The following is a 14,680-nucleotide window of genomic DNA, read 5'->3' on the forward strand; positions in this document are numbered from 1 at the left end:
GGCGAGCGCGCGTTCGATGGCCTTCAGCCGAAGAACGAGAACGGGCGTCCGTCGGTGAGCGCGGTGACCGCGCGCGGACAGAAGATCTGGATGGCCAGCCCGGTGAAGATCGTGGCGACCCCGATCGGACGTCCGAGCGCGTCGGCCACGTCGGCGGCGACGTTCGCCGCGTTCTGTCCGGGCTCGACGAGCAGCGGACACACGGACTGCCCCAACCGCACCGCGGTGGCTTCGTCGACGATGTCGATCCCGGAGTTCCGCAGCGCGGCCAGGAACACGTCCGCGCCGGTGTCGGCCTGCGCGGGCGGCGCGGCGATCACGGCCCCGGCCACCCCCACTGACGCGACCATCGACGTCAAGTACTTCACCTTCATGTGGTGACTGTCGCCGGTGAGCGCGGCGGCATTACCGCGGCATTACCGGAGGCCGTCACATCTGCCGGTGGAATTAAGTAGTCGCCTACGCTATCGGCCCCTTGCTGCTGCGCCGACGATGCGATGACAGACATCAGCCAAATGGGGGTTCCAATGTCACCGCAGACCACGCTCACCGCCGCCGCAGCCGTCGGCGTCCTCGCTCTGACAGGCGGCCTCTCCGCCACCGTCACCACGCCGGAACCGCCCGCCCCGACGGGCACGGCCACGCCGCTGGTCCAGGCAGTTCCGGTGCAGCGCACCGTGGTTCCGCCGGTCTTGGCCGCACACCCGACGTGGACGCGGTCAGCGCAGCACCGCACCACCGGCGCAGCGACACACGACAGCCGTGCGGCAGTCGTAACGTCCCCGGCCGGCGCGGCAGCGCCGTCGGCACCCGTGCCGCGGCATGTCTTCATCAGCCGGGTCACCGCAGACGACGCCGCGGCACTCCTGCGCCTGGCCGGGCCCACCGGCGTGTTCCGCACCGCGCATCAGCCGGCCCCCGACGGCGACACCTCGGCTCGAGGACGCGAGGCGACGACGCTCGTGGTCGCCGCCGCCCCCGGGGGGCGCCTTTCTCGGGATGATCGGTCCGGGCGGATGGCTGATCGGCAACGGCCTCGACGGCGCCCCGGGTGAGGACGGCGGCAACGGCGGCATCCTCTGGGGCAACGGCGGGAAAGGCGGCGACGGGCTGCCGGGCCAAGCCGGCGGCAACGGCGGAAACGGCGGGCTGTTCGGGGGCAACGGCGGCGACGGAGGCGTCGGCGGCATCGGCGGCGGTCCCGGTGGTGACGGAGGCAGCGCCTTCCTGTTCGGCAACGGCGGCAACGGCGGCGCCGGCGGGGTCGGCGCGACCGGAGCAGACGGCGTCAATCCCGTGCCCGCCTACGACCCACCACCGGCGGCGGGGACAGGCATGCCCGGCCTCGACGCCGACACCCAGGCCAGCGAGGACGGCGCGGCATTCGGCCAGGACGGCGGGCCCGGGCTCAACGCCGCCCCGAACCAGGCCGGCGGCACCGGCGGCGCAGGCGGGAGCGCAAACGCCCGCAACGGCGACACCGCCTTCGCGGGGTGGGGCGGGCAGGGCGGCGCGGGCAGCCCCGGCAACCCGGGCGGCAGAGGCGGTCGCGGCGGCACCGCGCAGGTGCTGTTCACCGGGGATTTCGGCACGGTGGCCAACGGCGGCCTGGGTGGCGACGGGGGTCTCGGCGGGACCGGCGCCACCGGCGGCGCCGGGGGGCCCGGCGGGTCGGCGTCGGGCTGGATCGCGTTCGGTGGAAGTGGCGGCGACGGCGGCGACGGCGGCCAGGGCGCACCCGGCCTGGCCGGCGGAGACGGCGGACCGGGCGGCAACGGCGGCAACGGCGGCGCGCTGTCAGGTGACGGCGGCGCGGGTGGCGATGCCGGCGATGGTGGCACCGGCGGTGACGGGGCGCGCGGCGGGGACGGCGGACGCGGCGGCAACGGCGGTGCCGCGCAGGGAAGCAGTGCCGAGTTCACGATCGTCGGTCGTGGCGGCACAGGCGGCCGCGGCGGTCCCGGCGGCGTCGGCGGAGCGGGCGGAAAAGGCAACCCGAACGCGGGTGCGGGCGGTCGCGGCGGACTCGTCGGCAACACCGGCGCAGGCGGGGCGGCGGGCGACGACGGCGCCTCCGGTGACCGAGGCGCCTCCGGCAACCCGGGCGCCAACGGCACCGGACCGGTATAAAGCAGACAGGGGGCGGGCCGCGGCACTGACGCCGCGGCCCGCTCTGCTTTGCCGCCCCTGACATACGCGGGACCGCGGGTACCGATTAACCTCGACACGAGTTCGACCGCGACAAGGAGTGGATATGCAAGGCTTCGCCGGGAAGGTGGCCGTCGTGACAGGGGCCGGTTCAGGCATCGGTCAGGCACTGGCGGTCGAGCTGGGCCGCTCAGGCGCCCACGTGGCGATCAGCGACATCGACGGCGAAGGACTGGCCGTCACCGAGGACAAGTTGAAGTCCATCGGGGCGAGGGTGAAAGCCGACCGGCTCAACGTCACCGAGCGCGAGGCGTTCGAGCTCTACGCCGACAACGTCGCCGAGCACTTCGGGAAGGTCAACCAGATCTACAACAACGCCGGCATCGCCTACGTCGGCGACGTCGAGGTGACCCCGTTCAAGGACATCGAACGCGTCGTCGACATCGACTTCTGGGGGGTGGTCAACGGCACCAAGGCGTTCCTCCCCCACCTGATCGCCTCCGGCGACGGCCACGTCGTGAACGTGTCGAGTCTGTTCGGCCTCTTCTCGGTGCCCGGCCAGGCCGCGTACAACTCCGCGAAGTTCGCGGTGCGCGGCTTCACCGAATCGCTGCACCAGGAGATGGCCCTCAGCGACCACAACGTCGCGGTCACCAGCGTGCACCCGGGCGGGATCAAGACCGCGATCATGCGCAACTCGACCGCGGTCGAGGGCTTCGACCGCGACAGCCTGACCACGTTCTTCGACAAGCGGCTGACCATGACGACGCCGGAGAAGGCGGCCAGGGTGATCCTCGACGGGGTGCGCAAGAAGAAGGCCCGCGTGCTCGTCGGCCCCGACGCCAAAGCGCTCGACCTCCTCGTCCGGCTGACCGGAGCGAGGTACCAGACGCTGTTCTCCTCCGCGATCTCGCGGTTCCTGCCCGCGGTGCACTGACGCCCCCCAAACAAGGAGTGACCATGGAAGGCTTCACCGGCAAAGTGGCCGTCGTGACGGGCGCAGGCTCCGGCATCGGCCGGGCCCTGGCGTTGGCACTGGGCCGCTCCGGCGCCTCGGTGGCGATCTGCGACATCGACACCGAAGGCCTGGCCGAGACCGAACAGCAACTCAAAGACATTGGGGCGCAGGTCAAATCGGACCGGCTCAATGTGACCGAGCGGGCGGCGTTCGAGGCGTACGCCGAAGACGTCGTCAAACACTTCGGCAAGGTCAACCAGATCTACAACAACGCCGGCATCGCGTACAGCGGCACCGTCGAGGCCACCGCCATCAAGGACATCGAGCGCGTCTTCGACGTCGACTACTGGGGTGTGGTCAACGGCACCAAGATCTTCCTGCCGCACCTGATCGCGTCCGGCGACGGCCACGTCGTCAACATCTCCAGCGTCTTCGGACTGCTGGGCATCCCGGGGCAGTCGTCGTACTGTGCGGCGAAATTCGCGGTGCGTGGCTTCACCGAAGCGCTCAGCCAGGAGATGGCGACGGCCGGTCACCCCGTCAAGGTCACCTGCGTGCACCCGGGCGGCATCAAGACCGCCATCGCGCGCAACATGACCGCCGCCGAGGGTCTGGACCCGACCGAGCTGGCCCGCGAATTCGACACCCGGATGGCCAGAACCACCCCGGAAGAAGCGGCGCGCGTCATCCTCGACGGGGTGCGCCGCGGCAAGCGACGGGTCCTGATCGGCAACGATGCCCGCGCGTTCGAAGCGGTCACACGGATCACCGGGTCCGGAATCCAGCGGATCCTGCCCAAGATCCTCGAGCGCGTGAACTACCGCACCCGACTCTGACGAGTCAGTTGCCGACCCCGAGCGGATGGGACTGCAACCACTCCTCGGCCGCCAGGCCGGGCTCGGTGCCCTCATCGACCTGCCGTCGCATGTCGGCCAGTGACCCGGTGTCCAGCACGCCGGCGATCTCGTTGAGCGCCAGCACCTGAGACTCGGTCAGCTCGTTGCGCCGGTACAGCGGCACGATGTTCTCGGCACGGATCAGCGACGTCTCGTCCGACAGCACCACGACTTCCGACGGCACGTCCGGGGCTGCTGAGGTGGTCCAGGCGGCCTGCAGATCGCCTGACTCCAGGGCCGCGAACATCGCGTCGGTGTCGTCGAATCGGCGCGGCGCAGGCAGGGTGCAGGTGCCCACCCGCTGCGGTGTCCGACTGTCCTCGACCGCGCCGACCGTCACCTCGCCGCAGCGGCGCACGAAGGCGGCGACGTCGCGCTCCCCCCACGCGTCAGCGGTTCTCTCGGTGACGGCGAGGGCGGGTTTGTCCTCCGCGGAGATCGTGTAGTCGCCGGCGGCGATGCCTTCGGGCAATGCCGACAACAACTTCCGATACACCTGGACGTCGGCGCGGGCGACCGCGGTCGGATCGAAACGCACCAGCAGCGCTCCGGTGAACCCCGGCACCACCGTCGCCTCACCCGAATCCAACTGCTGCAACGGGTCCGCGGCGGACTGCACGTGCGCGGCGTTGCCGTAGTAGCGCAGCGCCGCCACGTACAGCGACGCGATGAGTTGGGCCTGCGGGTCGTCGGTCGCGGCCACCGCGATCGACGCCGGCGGAGCCTGCCCCCCACATCCGGCCAGCACGACCATCGCCCCGAGCGCGGCGATCCACCGCCGCGCTCGACGCCACACCGTGGTGCGGGTCAGCCGACCGAGTCCTCGACTGCTGCGGCCACCGCTGCGGCCACCGCGGGCCCGACGCGCTGATCCAGCGCGCTGGGCACGATGTGATCGACCGCGAGGTCGTCGCCGACAACCGAGAAGATCGCTTCGGCCGCAGCGACTTTCATCTTCTCGGTGATGCGGCGGGCGTGCGCGTCCAGAGCGCCGCGGAAGACACCCGGGAACGCCAGCACGTTGTTGATCTGGTTGGGGAAGTCGCTGCGGCCGGTCGCCACCACCGCGGCGTGCCGACGAGCCGCGTCGGGGTGGATTTCCGGGTCGGGATTCGACAGCGCGAACACGATGCCGTTCGGCGCCATGGTGGCGACGAGCTCCTCGGGCACCACGCCGGCGGACAGCCCGAGGAACATGTCTGCCCCGTCGAGGGCTTCGGCCAGACCGCCGGTGCGGCCGGCCGGGTTGGTGCGCTGCGCCAGCTCGGCCTTGAACGAGTTCAGGTCGTCGCGACCGGTGTGGATGATGCCCTTGGAGTCGAGCACCGTGATGTCGGCGATGCCCTTGGCGAGCAGGATGTTCGTACAGGCCACGCCTGCGGCGCCGGCGCCGGAGACCACCACGCGCAGCGAGCTCATGTCGCGGTCGAGCACCTTGCACGCACCCATCAGCGCAGCCAGCACGACAATCGCGGTGCCGTGCTGGTCATCGTGCATGACCGGGCAGTCCAAAGCCTCGATGACGCGGCGCTCGATCTCGAAACAACGCGGCGCCGAGATGTCCTCGAGGTTGACCGCACCGAACGTCGGGCGCAGCCGGATCAACGTCTCGACGATCTCGTCGGGATCCTTGGTGTCGAGCACGATCGGGATGGAGTCCAGACCGGCGAACGCCTTGAACAGCGCGCTCTTGCCTTCCATCACCGGCAGCGAGGCTGCCGCGCCTATGTCGCCGAGACCCAACACAGCGCTGCCGTCGCTGACCACTGCGACCAGGCGGTGCGCCCAGGTGTACTTGGCCGCCAGCGTGCGATCGGACGCGATGGCGCGGCTGACCTGCGCCACACCCGGGGTGTAGGCGATCGACAGGGCGCGCTGGGTGTCCAGAGGCGACGTCAGCTCGACCGAGAGTTTGCCGCCCTCATGAAAGTCGAAGATCTCGTTGTCTTCGACGACGACCTGCGGAGTACGCGTCGTCGAGGAGGGCTCGGGCATTGACACAACGGCTTTCTCCACCACGGGCGTCAGGGTAGCCCACCGGGGAAACTCACAGCGTCCGGTTCCCCGGCGGTGAGAATGTTCGACGAGGTGAGACGCGTAGCATCCCTGCTGTCCGGGCGAGAGGAAGATCTGATGGCGTCTTTTCGCACGCGCTCGCGGGGACGCCCCGCCCACGACGTCCCTGTCACCGACGCCATGGTCGACTGCGGTGTCTACCGCAACGGACGACGCCTGCCCGGCGACTACGGACACGCTGACGCGCTGGCCAAAGTGCACGAGATCGAAGCCGCCGGCGAGCAGGCCTTCGTATGGATCGGCCTGCACGAGCCCGACGAACATCAGATGCAGGCCATCGGCGACGCATTCTCACTGCACCGGCTGGCCGTCGAAGACGCGGTGCACGCTCACCAACGCCCCAAGCTGGAGCGCTACGACGACACGCTGTTCCTCGTCCTCAAGACCGTGACCTACGTCGAGCACGAATCCATGGCCAAAGCGCGCGAGATCGTCGAGACCGGCGAGATCATGATCTTCGTCGGTCCCGACTTCGTCATCACCGTCCGTCACGGCGAACACAGCGGACTGGCCGGCGTGCGGAGACGACTCGAGGCGTCTCCGTCGACCCTGGAGCTGGGCCCGTACTCGGTGATGCACGCGATCGCCGACAGCGTGGTCGACCGCTACGTCGAGGTCACCGAGCTCATCGAGGGTGACATCGACGCCATGGAGGAGAACATCTTCTCGCCGCGGTCGGCGACCAACATCGAGAGCATCTACCTGCTCAAGCGCGAGGTCGTGGAGTTGCGTCGGGCCGTGGGGCCGCTGGCGACCGATCTGCAACGCATCGGCTCGGAGCACGCCGACCTCATCCACGTCGAGATCCGGCGCTCCATGGGTGACGTGCTCGACCACACCATCAAGGCCGCCGACCGGATCGCCAGCTTCGACGACCTGTTGAGCTCGCTGGTGCAGGCCGCACTGGGCAAGGTCGCCATGCAGCAGAACCAGGACATGCGCAAGATCTCGGCGTGGGTCGCCATCGCCGCCGTCCCGACGGCATTGGCGGCGATCTACGGAATGAACTTCGACCACATGCCCGAACTCAGGTGGACGTGGGGTTATCCCGCGGTGCTCGGGTTGATGGCGGCGGTCTGTGTCCTGCTGTACCGCACCTTCCGGCGCAACAGCTGGCTCTGAGCCGCTCAGGCCGGATTGGCGGCCCTCCGGGCCGGATCCCGCACGTCCACCCCGTCCTGCCGCCACGCCTCCCTCATCGCCTCGGCACCCTTGAGCCGCACCCACGCGGCTTCGGTCGGCGTGATCGGCACCGCGGCCAGCACCGTCACCGGCGACACCGGCTCAGGCAGCGCGACGTCGTCGATGTCGCTGCGCCCCAACAGGAACGCGGTGAAGGGCGCCCCCTGCCACAGCGGGGTCTCCAAATCGATCAGTGCGTCGGGTTCCAGGACCAGGCCCTCGACTGCGGGCGCCGAGGCCAGGATGGCGATGGAGCGCGCCAGCCCGACCGGTGACGGACCGCTCAGGGTCACGACCACCTCGGCGCGCGGCCCCGCGACGGGGTCGGTGACGAACTCGGCTGCGTCGATCATCGGGTGGCGGCTGCACCCGAGTGAAACATAGTGCGCCACAGCCCCATCGGATTCGACGAAGCGCAGTATTCCCATGCGCTCGGTGCCCAGGAACGTGACGCCGGCTTCGTCGGGCTCCGCGCCGCCCAGCCGCGCGAAATGCGCGCTCAGATGGTCGCGGACTGTCGTGAGGATGTCGGTCACGTCGTCAGATGTGCAGCCGCGCCAGCAGATCGCGGCCGCGCTCGGCGTTCTGCGGATCGCACAGCACATCGTAGCGGCCGGCGACCAACTGCAGTGTCGAGCTGAAATCCCTTGTGCCGCGGGCCATTGCGTACGGGATCGCGGAGGTGATCAAACCGAAGAAGACACCCGCGATCAGACCGGTGAACAACGCACTCCACGGGTTGGGACTGAAGAAGCCCAGAATCAGGCCGATGAACAGACCCAGCCAAGCACCGGTCAGCACACCTCCGCCGAGAACCTTCGGCCACGTCAATCGGCCGGTCACCCGCTCGACCTGCATCAGGTCGACACCGACGATGGTGACCTGCTGGACCGGGAACTGCTGATCGGACAGGTAGTCCACGGCACGCTGCGCCTCGGCATAAGTCGGGTACGAACCGATCGGCCACCCCCTGGGCGGCGTCGGCAGCCCCGGCTGCCGGCCCTGTCCGGAAACCGGGACACCTGGTGTTGCGCCGGGGTTCTGTCCTGGCTGGAACGGGCTGGTCATGTGGTCACTCCTTCGCGTACACGGCCTACGTGGACTGCACCTTCGTTTCAACGAGCCGGACATCGTCATCGTGCCCGACGTCGTGATATCCGGCGGTCCTCGCTACCTACGATAGGTTGAGCAGCATGACAAGTTCGGACGACGAAGCACGCCGACACGGCTCATCCGAATCCCCCGCCGGCGGGTCCGAACCGTCGCCGGAGGGCTATGAAGCCCCGTCGATCGAGCAGTCCGGGTCGTTCCAACCCGAACCGGGATCGTATCCGCCTCCCTCGGCGTATCCGCCTCCGCCGCCGGCTTACGGTGCGCCGCCGCCCGACGGCGGTTTCGCCGCCCCGGGTTACCCGCCACCACCGCCGGGATACGGGCCACCCGGCGACTATCCGCCGCCGGCGTATCCGCCGCCGCCGGGCTATCCGTCGCCCTATCCGGACGCCGGCTACGGCGCGGCCTATCCGCCGCCGCCTTACGGCACCGCGCCCGGCGGCTACGCGCCGACCGGCTACCCGGGTGCCGAGTGGGGATATCCGCCGCAGCCCGAGGGCACCAACTCCATGGCGATCGCGTCGCTGGTGGCCTCGATCGTCGGTGTGTGCTGCGGCATCGGCTCGGTCATCGGCATCGTGCTCGGCGTCATCGCGCTCAACCAGATCAAGCAGACCCGGCAGTCCGGTCACGGCCTGGCGGTCGCCGGCATCGCCGTCGGCGCGGTGACGCTGGTGCTGTCGATCGCGTGGACCCTGACCGTGCTCGCCGCCGGCGGCAGCTGACCTCGGTCCCCCGTCACACCGGTGGTGTGAACCGCTCGCCGGAGCGCTGCATCCCGGCGGCGCGTCCCTTGCCGGCGATCACCAGCGCCATCTTGCGGCTGGCCTCGTCGATCATCTCGTCACCCAGCATCGCCGCCCCGCGCGCTCCCCCGGCCCGCGAGGTGTGCCACTCGTAGGCCTCGAGGATCAACTCGGCGCGGTCGTACGCTTCCTGGCGCGGGCTGAAGATCTCGTTGCCCGCGGCGATCTGATCCGGGTGCAGCACCCACTTGCCGTCGTAGCCGAGAGCGGCCGATCGTCCCGCCACACGGCGGAACCCGTCGACGTCGCGCACCTTCACATACGGGCCGTCGATCGCGGCGATGTTGTTGGCGCGGGCCGCGATCAGGATGCGCATCAGCACATGGTGGTAGGCATCGCCGAGGTCATAGCCCTCCGGCTGCTCGCCGACCTCGAGCGTGCGCATGTTCAGACTGGCTGCCATATCGCCGGGGCCGAGCACCAGGGCCTGCACCCGCGGCGCCGCCGCGATCGCGTCGATGTGCGTCAGCCCTCGGGCATCCTCGATCTGCGCTTCGATGCCGATCCGCCCCGCCGGCAGACCGTGCGCGGCTTCCAGCTGACCCAGCAGCAGATCCAGTGCGTGGACATGGGAGACGTCGGTCACCTTCGGCAGCAGCACCACATCGAGGTGCGCGCCGGCGGCCGACACCACCTCGATGACGTCGGTGTGCGTCCACGGCGTGGTCCAGTCGTTGACCCGCACGCCCCGGAGCTGGCCTGCCCAGCCCTCTTCGGCCAATGCTGCGGCAACCTGAACGCGCGCTTGATCTTTCGCGTCCACGGCCACCGCGTCCTCGAGGTCGAGGAACACCTCGTCGGCCTCGAGCGTCTTGGCCTTCTGGATCATCTTCGCGCTGCTGCCCGGCACGGACAGACATGTCCGTCGGGGTCGATACCGGTTATCCACAACCACACTCTTTACTCTTGGGAACCATGGCGTCGGTCAACAGGGTCTATGCAGCCCGGCTCGCGGGCTTGGTGGTGCTGGGCCCCGACGGAGAGTCCATCGGCCGCGTGCGCGATGTGGTGATCGGCATCAGCGTCATCCGCCAACAGCCCCGCGTGCTGGGTCTGGTGATCGAGTTACTCAGCCGCAGAAGGATTTTCGTCCCCATTCTGCGTGTCACAGCGATCGAGCCGGGCGCGGTGACGCTGTCGACGGGCAACGTCTCGCTGCGCCGGTTCTCCCAGCGTCCCGGCGAGGTGCTGGTTCTCGGCCAGGTCCTCGAGACACGCGTGCGGGTGGACGACCCCGACCTCGAGAAGCTGGCGGGCATCGACCTGGTGGTCGTCGACCTCGCGATCGAGCAGACCCGCACCCGCGACTGGATGGTCACCAAGGTCGCGGTGCGCCAGCAGCGCCGCCTCGGCCGGCGCAGCAACGTCTACACGGTGGACTGGCACCACGTGCACGGACTGACCCCGTCGGGGCTGGCGATGCCCGACCAGGGCGTGGCCCAGCTGCTCGAACAATTCGAGGGGCAGCGCCCCATCGAGGTGGCCGACGCGATCCGCGAGCTGCCCGCCAAGCGGCGCTACGAGGTGGTCAACGCGCTCGACGACGAGCGGCTGGCCGACGTGCTGCAGGAACTGCCCGACGACGACGGCATCGCGGTGCTGCGCCAGCTGTCCACCCAGCGGGCCGCCGAGGTGCTCGAGGCGATGGACCCCGACGACGCGGCTGACCTGCTGGGCACCATGACCCCGGCCGACGCCGAGCAGTGGCTGCGGCGGATGGACCCGGAGGACTCCGAGGACGTGCGCCGCCTGCTCAGCCACTCCCCCAACACCGCCGGCGGCCTGATGACGTCCGAACCCGTGGTGTTGGCGCCCGACACCACCGTCGCCGAAGCACTGGCCCGGGTGCGCGACCCGGACCTCAGCCCGGCGCTGGCGTCGCTGGTGTTCGTGGCCCGCCCGCCCACCGCGACGCCGACCGGCCGCTATCTCGGGTGCGTGCACCTGCAGCGGCTGCTGCGCGAACCGCCGGCCGAGCTGGTCAGCGGCATCCTCGACACGGACCTGCCCAACCTGCGGCCCGAGGACTCCCTCGGTGCGCTGACCCGCTACTTCGCCGCCTACAACCTGGTGTGCGGCCCGGTGGTCGACGAGGAGAACCACCTGCTCGGCGCGGTGTCGGTCGACGACGTCCTCGATCACCTGCTGCCCGACGACTGGCGTGAACGCGAAGCCGAGCCGGTCATCGTCACAGGCGACGGCACCGCATGAGCGAGCCGTCAGCGCGCCAGCGCCTCGATACGCCGCGCACCTCGAGGTCGTTGGCGCCGCGTTTGGACGTGGAAGCCGTCGGACGCTTCAGCGAGAACATCGCCCGCTTTCTGGGCACCGGCCGCTACCTGGCCATCCAGACGATCGTCGTGATCGTCTGGATCCTGTTGAATCTGGGCGCGTTCGCCTGGCAGTGGGATCCGTACCCGTTCATCCTGCTCAACCTCGCGTTCTCCACGCAGGCCGCCTACGCGGCGCCGCTGATCCTGTTGGCGCAGAACCGGCAGGAGAATCGCGACCGCGTCTCGCTCGAAGAAGACCGCCGACGCGCCCAGCAGACCAAGGCCGACACCGAGTACCTGGCGCGCGAGCTGGCGGCGCTGCGGTTGGCGGTCGGCGAGGTGGCGACCCGCGATTACCTGCGCCGCGAGCTCGACGAGATCCGTGACCTGATCACCGAGCTACGCGGCCCTGACGCTGCCGGCGAGGACGACAGACCCAGATCCGACGGCGGGGACCGCCGATCACGGAAATAAGGGTCGAGACACCTGTGGCGAATGTTGTTACACAGCTGTAGCCGAATAGGTATGGTGACTTGGTTCACAAGCGACGACGGCTAGGACGGTTGAGTGCACATAAGGGCAGGATCGGCCCTCGGATCGGCGAGGAGTCGAGCTGGACGAGTAGTGCGAAAGCCGGCCTTCGGTGTTGCCGCCGTGCTGACGCCGCTCCTGCTGGCCGGCGCCGTCGGCGCGTCCGCGCCGACCACCCTCGCATCGGGTGACTCGGCGGTGCTGCCGTTGGCAGCGGTCACCCAGCCACCCAAGGATCTGTCGGGACCAGCGGTCGTCGCGGTCACCAGACCTCCGGCGTCGGTGCGCGTCGCTGCGTCGAGCGCGTCCGCTCCGCCGCCGGCCGCCGTGGTGAACGCGCCGGGCACCCTGCGCATCCCGTCGATGGCGCTCACCGCCTACCGCAACGCCGAAGCGATGATGGCCTCGGCCTACCCGAACTGCGGCGTCAGCTGGAACCTGCTGGCCGGCATCGGCCGCATCGAGTCGATGCACGCGTACGGCGGCGCCACCGACGCCCGCGGTACCGCGGTGCGCCCCATCTACGGTCCGGCGCTGGACGGCACGCTGCCCGGCAACGAGATCATCGTGCAGAGCCGCACCGCCGACCGCGTCACCTACGCCAGGGCGATGGGCCCGATGCAGTTCCTGCCCGGCACCTGGTCGCGGTACGCCTCCGACGGTGACGGCGACGGTAAAGCCGACGTGCAGAACGTGTTCGACGCGTCGCTGGCGGCCGCCCGCTACCTGTGTAGTGGGGGCGTCAACCTGCGCAACCAGTCCGACGTGATCGCGGCGATCCTGCGCTACAACAACTCGATGGCCTATGCGCGCAACGTGCTGGCCTGGGCGGCGTCGTACGCCACCGGCGTGGTGCCGGTGGACCTGCCGCCGATCACCGGCAGCGTGCCCGAGCTGGACACCGCGACCATGGTGGCCAGCCACCTCGCCCGCCAGGAAGGTCTCGGACCGGGGCTGCCGCGCAACGCGACCGGCCTGCCCGCCGACGATCCGCTGTCGCTGATCCCGCTGATGACACGCACCGACGCGGCCAGCCAGATCAACACCAACGTGCCGGGCTTCGTGCCGGGACAGTCGCTGGGGCCGCTGCCCGGTCCCGCGTCGGAGCTGCCGGCCGCGCCGCCGGCCGTCGCGCCGCCGCCGCCCACGTGGGTGCCGCCGTGGATGCAGCCGCCGCAGCAGGAACCGCAGTGCGCGGTGTTCTGCATCAAGGATGTTCCTGCCCCGGCCGGCCCGGCCCCGGGACTCGGCCCCGTGCCGGCCATCGCCCCGGTCCCCGGAGTTCCCGCGGGCCCGCCGGCACCGGGACCAGCGCCCGGTCCATTACCGGGTCCGCAGCCTGTGGCTCCTGTCCTCGCGGGGCCGCCCGCGGCGCCCATCGGCACGGTGCCGCCGGTGCTCGGACCCGCTCCCGGCCCGGTGGGCTGACGCCCGCATTCGGGCCGACGCGCTGGTGAGGCCTACACTCGCCGGTGATGTCTGCTACTGCGAACGACCTGGAATCGGCGGTCCGCGCCGCCCTGGCCAAGGTGATCGACCCCGAACTGCGGCGTCCGATCACCGAGCTCGGCATGGTCAAGAACGTCACGGCCGAAGCCGACGGGTCCGTGCACGTCGAGGTGTACCTGACCACGGCCGCGTGCCCGAAGAAGACCGAGATCAGCGAGCAGGTCAGCCGCGCGGTCAGCGATGTGCCCGGCACCGGATCGGTCAAGGTCTCCCTCGACGTGATGAACGACGAGCAACGCGCCGAATTGCGCAAGCAGCTGCGCGGTGACTCCCGCGAACCGGTGATCCCGTTCGCCCAGCCCGGCTCCCTGACCCGTGTGTACGCGGTCGCGTCCGGTAAGGGCGGGGTCGGCAAGTCCAGTGTGACCGTCAACCTGGCCGCGGCGATGGCCGCGCGCGGCCTGTCGGTCGGTGTGCTCGACGCCGACATCTACGGCCATTCCGTGCCCCGCATGATGGGCACCAACGACCGGCCCACCCAGGTCGACTCGATGATCGTCCCGCCGGTCGCCCACGACGTCCGCGTCATCTCGATCGCGATGTTCACCCAGGGCAACACCCCGGTGGTGTGGCGCGGTCCCATGCTGCACCGCGCGCTGCAGCAGTTCCTTGCCGACGTCTACTGGGGCGACCTGGACGTGCTGCTGCTCGATCTGCCGCCCGGTACCGGCGACATCGCGATCTCGGTGGCGCAGCTGATCCCGGGCGCGGAGATCCTCGTTGTGACGACACCCCAGATGGCGGCCGCCGAGGTCGCCGAACGGGCCGGCGCCATCGCGCTGCAGACCCGGCAGCGCATCGCCGGCGTGGTCGAGAACATGGTCGACGGCCCGGTGCTGAAAATGTTCGGCGAGGGCGGTGGGCGCAAGGTCTCGGAGAACCTGTCGCGCGCGGTCGGCGCCGACGTGCCGCTGCTCGGCCAGGTGCCGCTGGACCCCGACCTGGTCTCGGCCGGCGACTCGGGTGTCCCGCTGGTGCTCAGCGCCCCGGACTCGCCCGCGGGCAAGGAGCTGCGCAAGGTGGCCGACGCGCTGGCCGGCCGCAAGCGTGGGCTGGCCGGCATGTCGCTGGGTCTGGATCCGGCGGGCCGGTAAGCCTCCCTCAGCGCGGTGCGCTTCGCGTCAGGCTGATTCAAAGGGTCGAAGCCTGACCTTCCGGTGCGTCTAATGAGCGGGTCCCTGCCGATTC

Annotated in this window: 16 protein-coding genes; 10 read left to right on the top strand and 6 right to left on the bottom strand. The window is 70.1% G+C overall.

What is annotated here, in order from left to right:
* Positions 1 to 23: 23 nt before the first annotated feature.
* Entirely contained in the window at positions 24 to 374 is a 351-nt protein-coding gene (locus tag ACQI46_RS20560; RefSeq protein WP_427095888.1) for a DUF732 domain-containing protein, read from the bottom strand.
* 153 nt (positions 375 to 527) lie between these two features.
* Between ACQI46_RS20560 and ACQI46_RS20565 the strand changes: the two genes are divergently transcribed.
* The 4 genes from ACQI46_RS20565 to ACQI46_RS20580 all read left to right on the top strand — a co-directional run bounded on the left by ACQI46_RS20565 (position 528) and on the right by ACQI46_RS20580 (position 3,942).
* A complete protein-coding gene (locus tag ACQI46_RS20565) occupies positions 528 to 1,055 on the top strand; it encodes a hypothetical protein (RefSeq protein WP_427095889.1) in 528 nt (175 codons plus the stop codon).
* Complete coding sequence (locus tag ACQI46_RS20570) at positions 1,000 to 2,130, top strand: hypothetical protein (RefSeq protein ID WP_427095890.1); 1,131 nt, start codon at positions 1,000 to 1,002, stop codon at positions 2,128 to 2,130. The genes ACQI46_RS20565 and ACQI46_RS20570 overlap by 56 nt, the downstream gene beginning before the upstream one ends.
* Before the next feature lie 124 nt (positions 2,131 to 2,254).
* The gene (locus tag ACQI46_RS20575; RefSeq protein ID WP_427095891.1) at positions 2,255 to 3,085 is read left to right on the top strand and encodes an SDR family NAD(P)-dependent oxidoreductase; all 831 of its coding nucleotides are present in this window, start codon (positions 2,255 to 2,257) and stop codon (positions 3,083 to 3,085) included.
* 23 nt (positions 3,086 to 3,108) lie between these two features.
* The gene (locus ACQI46_RS20580) at positions 3,109 to 3,942 is read left to right on the top strand and encodes an SDR family NAD(P)-dependent oxidoreductase (RefSeq protein ID WP_427095892.1); all 834 of its coding nucleotides are present in this window, start codon (positions 3,109 to 3,111) and stop codon (positions 3,940 to 3,942) included.
* Between the two features lie 4 nt (positions 3,943 to 3,946).
* On the opposite strand, the gene ACQI46_RS20585 is transcribed toward ACQI46_RS20580, so the two are convergent.
* Positions 3,947 to 4,756 (bottom strand): glycine betaine ABC transporter substrate-binding protein, encoded by an 810-nt coding sequence (locus tag ACQI46_RS20585; RefSeq protein WP_427095992.1) that lies wholly within the window; start codon positions 4,754 to 4,756, stop codon positions 3,947 to 3,949.
* Positions 4,757 to 4,809: 53 nt separating this feature from the next.
* On the bottom strand, positions 4,810 to 5,997 hold the full coding sequence (locus ACQI46_RS20590; RefSeq protein WP_427095893.1) for an NAD(P)-dependent malic enzyme: 1,188 nt from the start codon (positions 5,995 to 5,997) through the stop codon (positions 4,810 to 4,812).
* A gap of 138 nt (positions 5,998 to 6,135) precedes the next feature.
* Between ACQI46_RS20590 and corA the strand changes: the two genes are divergently transcribed.
* A complete protein-coding gene (corA, locus tag ACQI46_RS20595) occupies positions 6,136 to 7,200 on the top strand; it encodes a magnesium/cobalt transporter CorA (protein WP_427095894.1) in 1,065 nt (354 codons plus the stop codon).
* Between the two features lie 5 nt (positions 7,201 to 7,205).
* Here the strand turns inward: corA and ACQI46_RS20600 are convergent, their stop codons facing one another.
* Positions 7,206 to 7,796: a suppressor of fused domain protein gene (locus ACQI46_RS20600; protein ID WP_427095895.1), complete on the bottom strand. Its 591-nt coding sequence runs from the start codon at positions 7,794 to 7,796 to the stop codon at positions 7,206 to 7,208.
* A 4-nt stretch (positions 7,797 to 7,800) separates the two neighbouring features.
* The gene (locus ACQI46_RS20605; protein WP_427095896.1) at positions 7,801 to 8,328 is read right to left on the bottom strand and encodes a general stress protein; all 528 of its coding nucleotides are present in this window, start codon (positions 8,326 to 8,328) and stop codon (positions 7,801 to 7,803) included.
* 125 nt (positions 8,329 to 8,453) lie between these two features.
* Between ACQI46_RS20605 and ACQI46_RS20610 the strand changes: the two genes are divergently transcribed.
* Positions 8,454 to 9,098 (top strand): DUF4190 domain-containing protein, encoded by a 645-nt coding sequence (locus ACQI46_RS20610; RefSeq protein WP_427095897.1) that lies wholly within the window; start codon positions 8,454 to 8,456, stop codon positions 9,096 to 9,098.
* A gap of 13 nt (positions 9,099 to 9,111) precedes the next feature.
* Here ACQI46_RS20610 and ACQI46_RS20615 read toward each other — a convergent pair whose 3' ends face one another.
* The gene (locus ACQI46_RS20615; protein ID WP_427095898.1) at positions 9,112 to 10,068 is read right to left on the bottom strand and encodes an HpcH/HpaI aldolase/citrate lyase family protein; all 957 of its coding nucleotides are present in this window, start codon (positions 10,066 to 10,068) and stop codon (positions 9,112 to 9,114) included.
* Between the two features lie 26 nt (positions 10,069 to 10,094).
* Between ACQI46_RS20615 and ACQI46_RS20620 the strand changes: the two genes are divergently transcribed.
* The 4 genes from ACQI46_RS20620 to ACQI46_RS20635 all read left to right on the top strand — a co-directional run bounded on the left by ACQI46_RS20620 (position 10,095) and on the right by ACQI46_RS20635 (position 14,586).
* Positions 10,095 to 11,390, top strand: a complete 1,296-nt coding sequence (locus ACQI46_RS20620; RefSeq protein ID WP_427095899.1) for a magnesium transporter MgtE N-terminal domain-containing protein — start codon at positions 10,095 to 10,097, stop codon at positions 11,388 to 11,390.
* The gene (locus tag ACQI46_RS20625; protein ID WP_427095900.1) at positions 11,387 to 11,926 is read left to right on the top strand and encodes a DUF1003 domain-containing protein; all 540 of its coding nucleotides are present in this window, start codon (positions 11,387 to 11,389) and stop codon (positions 11,924 to 11,926) included. Before ACQI46_RS20620 ends, ACQI46_RS20625 begins: the two co-directional genes overlap by 4 nt.
* 93 nt (positions 11,927 to 12,019) lie before the next feature.
* Positions 12,020 to 13,411 (top strand): lytic transglycosylase domain-containing protein, encoded by a 1,392-nt coding sequence (locus tag ACQI46_RS20630; protein WP_427095901.1) that lies wholly within the window; start codon positions 12,020 to 12,022, stop codon positions 13,409 to 13,411.
* A gap of 47 nt (positions 13,412 to 13,458) precedes the next feature.
* Positions 13,459 to 14,586 (top strand): Mrp/NBP35 family ATP-binding protein, encoded by a 1,128-nt coding sequence (locus ACQI46_RS20635; RefSeq protein WP_427095902.1) that lies wholly within the window; start codon positions 13,459 to 13,461, stop codon positions 14,584 to 14,586.
* Positions 14,587 to 14,680 lie beyond the last annotated feature (94 nt).

It is taken from the genome of Mycobacterium sp. SMC-4, assembly GCF_050205565.1.
Taxonomy (GTDB): domain Bacteria; phylum Actinomycetota; class Actinomycetes; order Mycobacteriales; family Mycobacteriaceae; genus Mycobacterium.

Excerpts from the sequence above, each read along its gene's own strand:
- ACQI46_RS20560 (WP_427095888.1), bottom strand. The coding sequence starts at position 374 with ATGAAGGTGAAGTACTTGACGTCGATGGTCGCGTCAGTGGGGGTGGCC.
- ACQI46_RS20565 (WP_427095889.1), top strand. The coding sequence starts at position 528 with ATGTCACCGCAGACCACGCTCACCGCCGCCGCAGCCGTCGGCGTCCTC.
- ACQI46_RS20570 (WP_427095890.1), top strand. The coding sequence starts at position 1,000 with ATGATCGGTCCGGGCGGATGGCTGATCGGCAACGGCCTCGACGGCGCC.
- ACQI46_RS20575 (WP_427095891.1), top strand. The coding sequence starts at position 2,255 with ATGCAAGGCTTCGCCGGGAAGGTGGCCGTCGTGACAGGGGCCGGTTCA.
- ACQI46_RS20580 (WP_427095892.1), top strand. The coding sequence starts at position 3,109 with ATGGAAGGCTTCACCGGCAAAGTGGCCGTCGTGACGGGCGCAGGCTCC.
- ACQI46_RS20585 (WP_427095992.1), bottom strand. The coding sequence starts at position 4,756 with ATGGTCGTGCTGGCCGGATGTGGGGGGCAGGCTCCGCCGGCGTCGATC.
- ACQI46_RS20590 (WP_427095893.1), bottom strand. The coding sequence starts at position 5,997 with ATGCCCGAGCCCTCCTCGACGACGCGTACTCCGCAGGTCGTCGTCGAA.
- corA (WP_427095894.1), top strand. The coding sequence starts at position 6,136 with ATGGCGTCTTTTCGCACGCGCTCGCGGGGACGCCCCGCCCACGACGTC.
- ACQI46_RS20605 (WP_427095896.1), bottom strand. The coding sequence starts at position 8,328 with ATGACCAGCCCGTTCCAGCCAGGACAGAACCCCGGCGCAACACCAGGT.
- ACQI46_RS20610 (WP_427095897.1), top strand. The coding sequence starts at position 8,454 with ATGACAAGTTCGGACGACGAAGCACGCCGACACGGCTCATCCGAATCC.
- ACQI46_RS20620 (WP_427095899.1), top strand. The coding sequence starts at position 10,095 with ATGGCGTCGGTCAACAGGGTCTATGCAGCCCGGCTCGCGGGCTTGGTG.
- ACQI46_RS20625 (WP_427095900.1), top strand. The coding sequence starts at position 11,387 with ATGAGCGAGCCGTCAGCGCGCCAGCGCCTCGATACGCCGCGCACCTCG.
- ACQI46_RS20635 (WP_427095902.1), top strand. The coding sequence starts at position 13,459 with ATGTCTGCTACTGCGAACGACCTGGAATCGGCGGTCCGCGCCGCCCTG.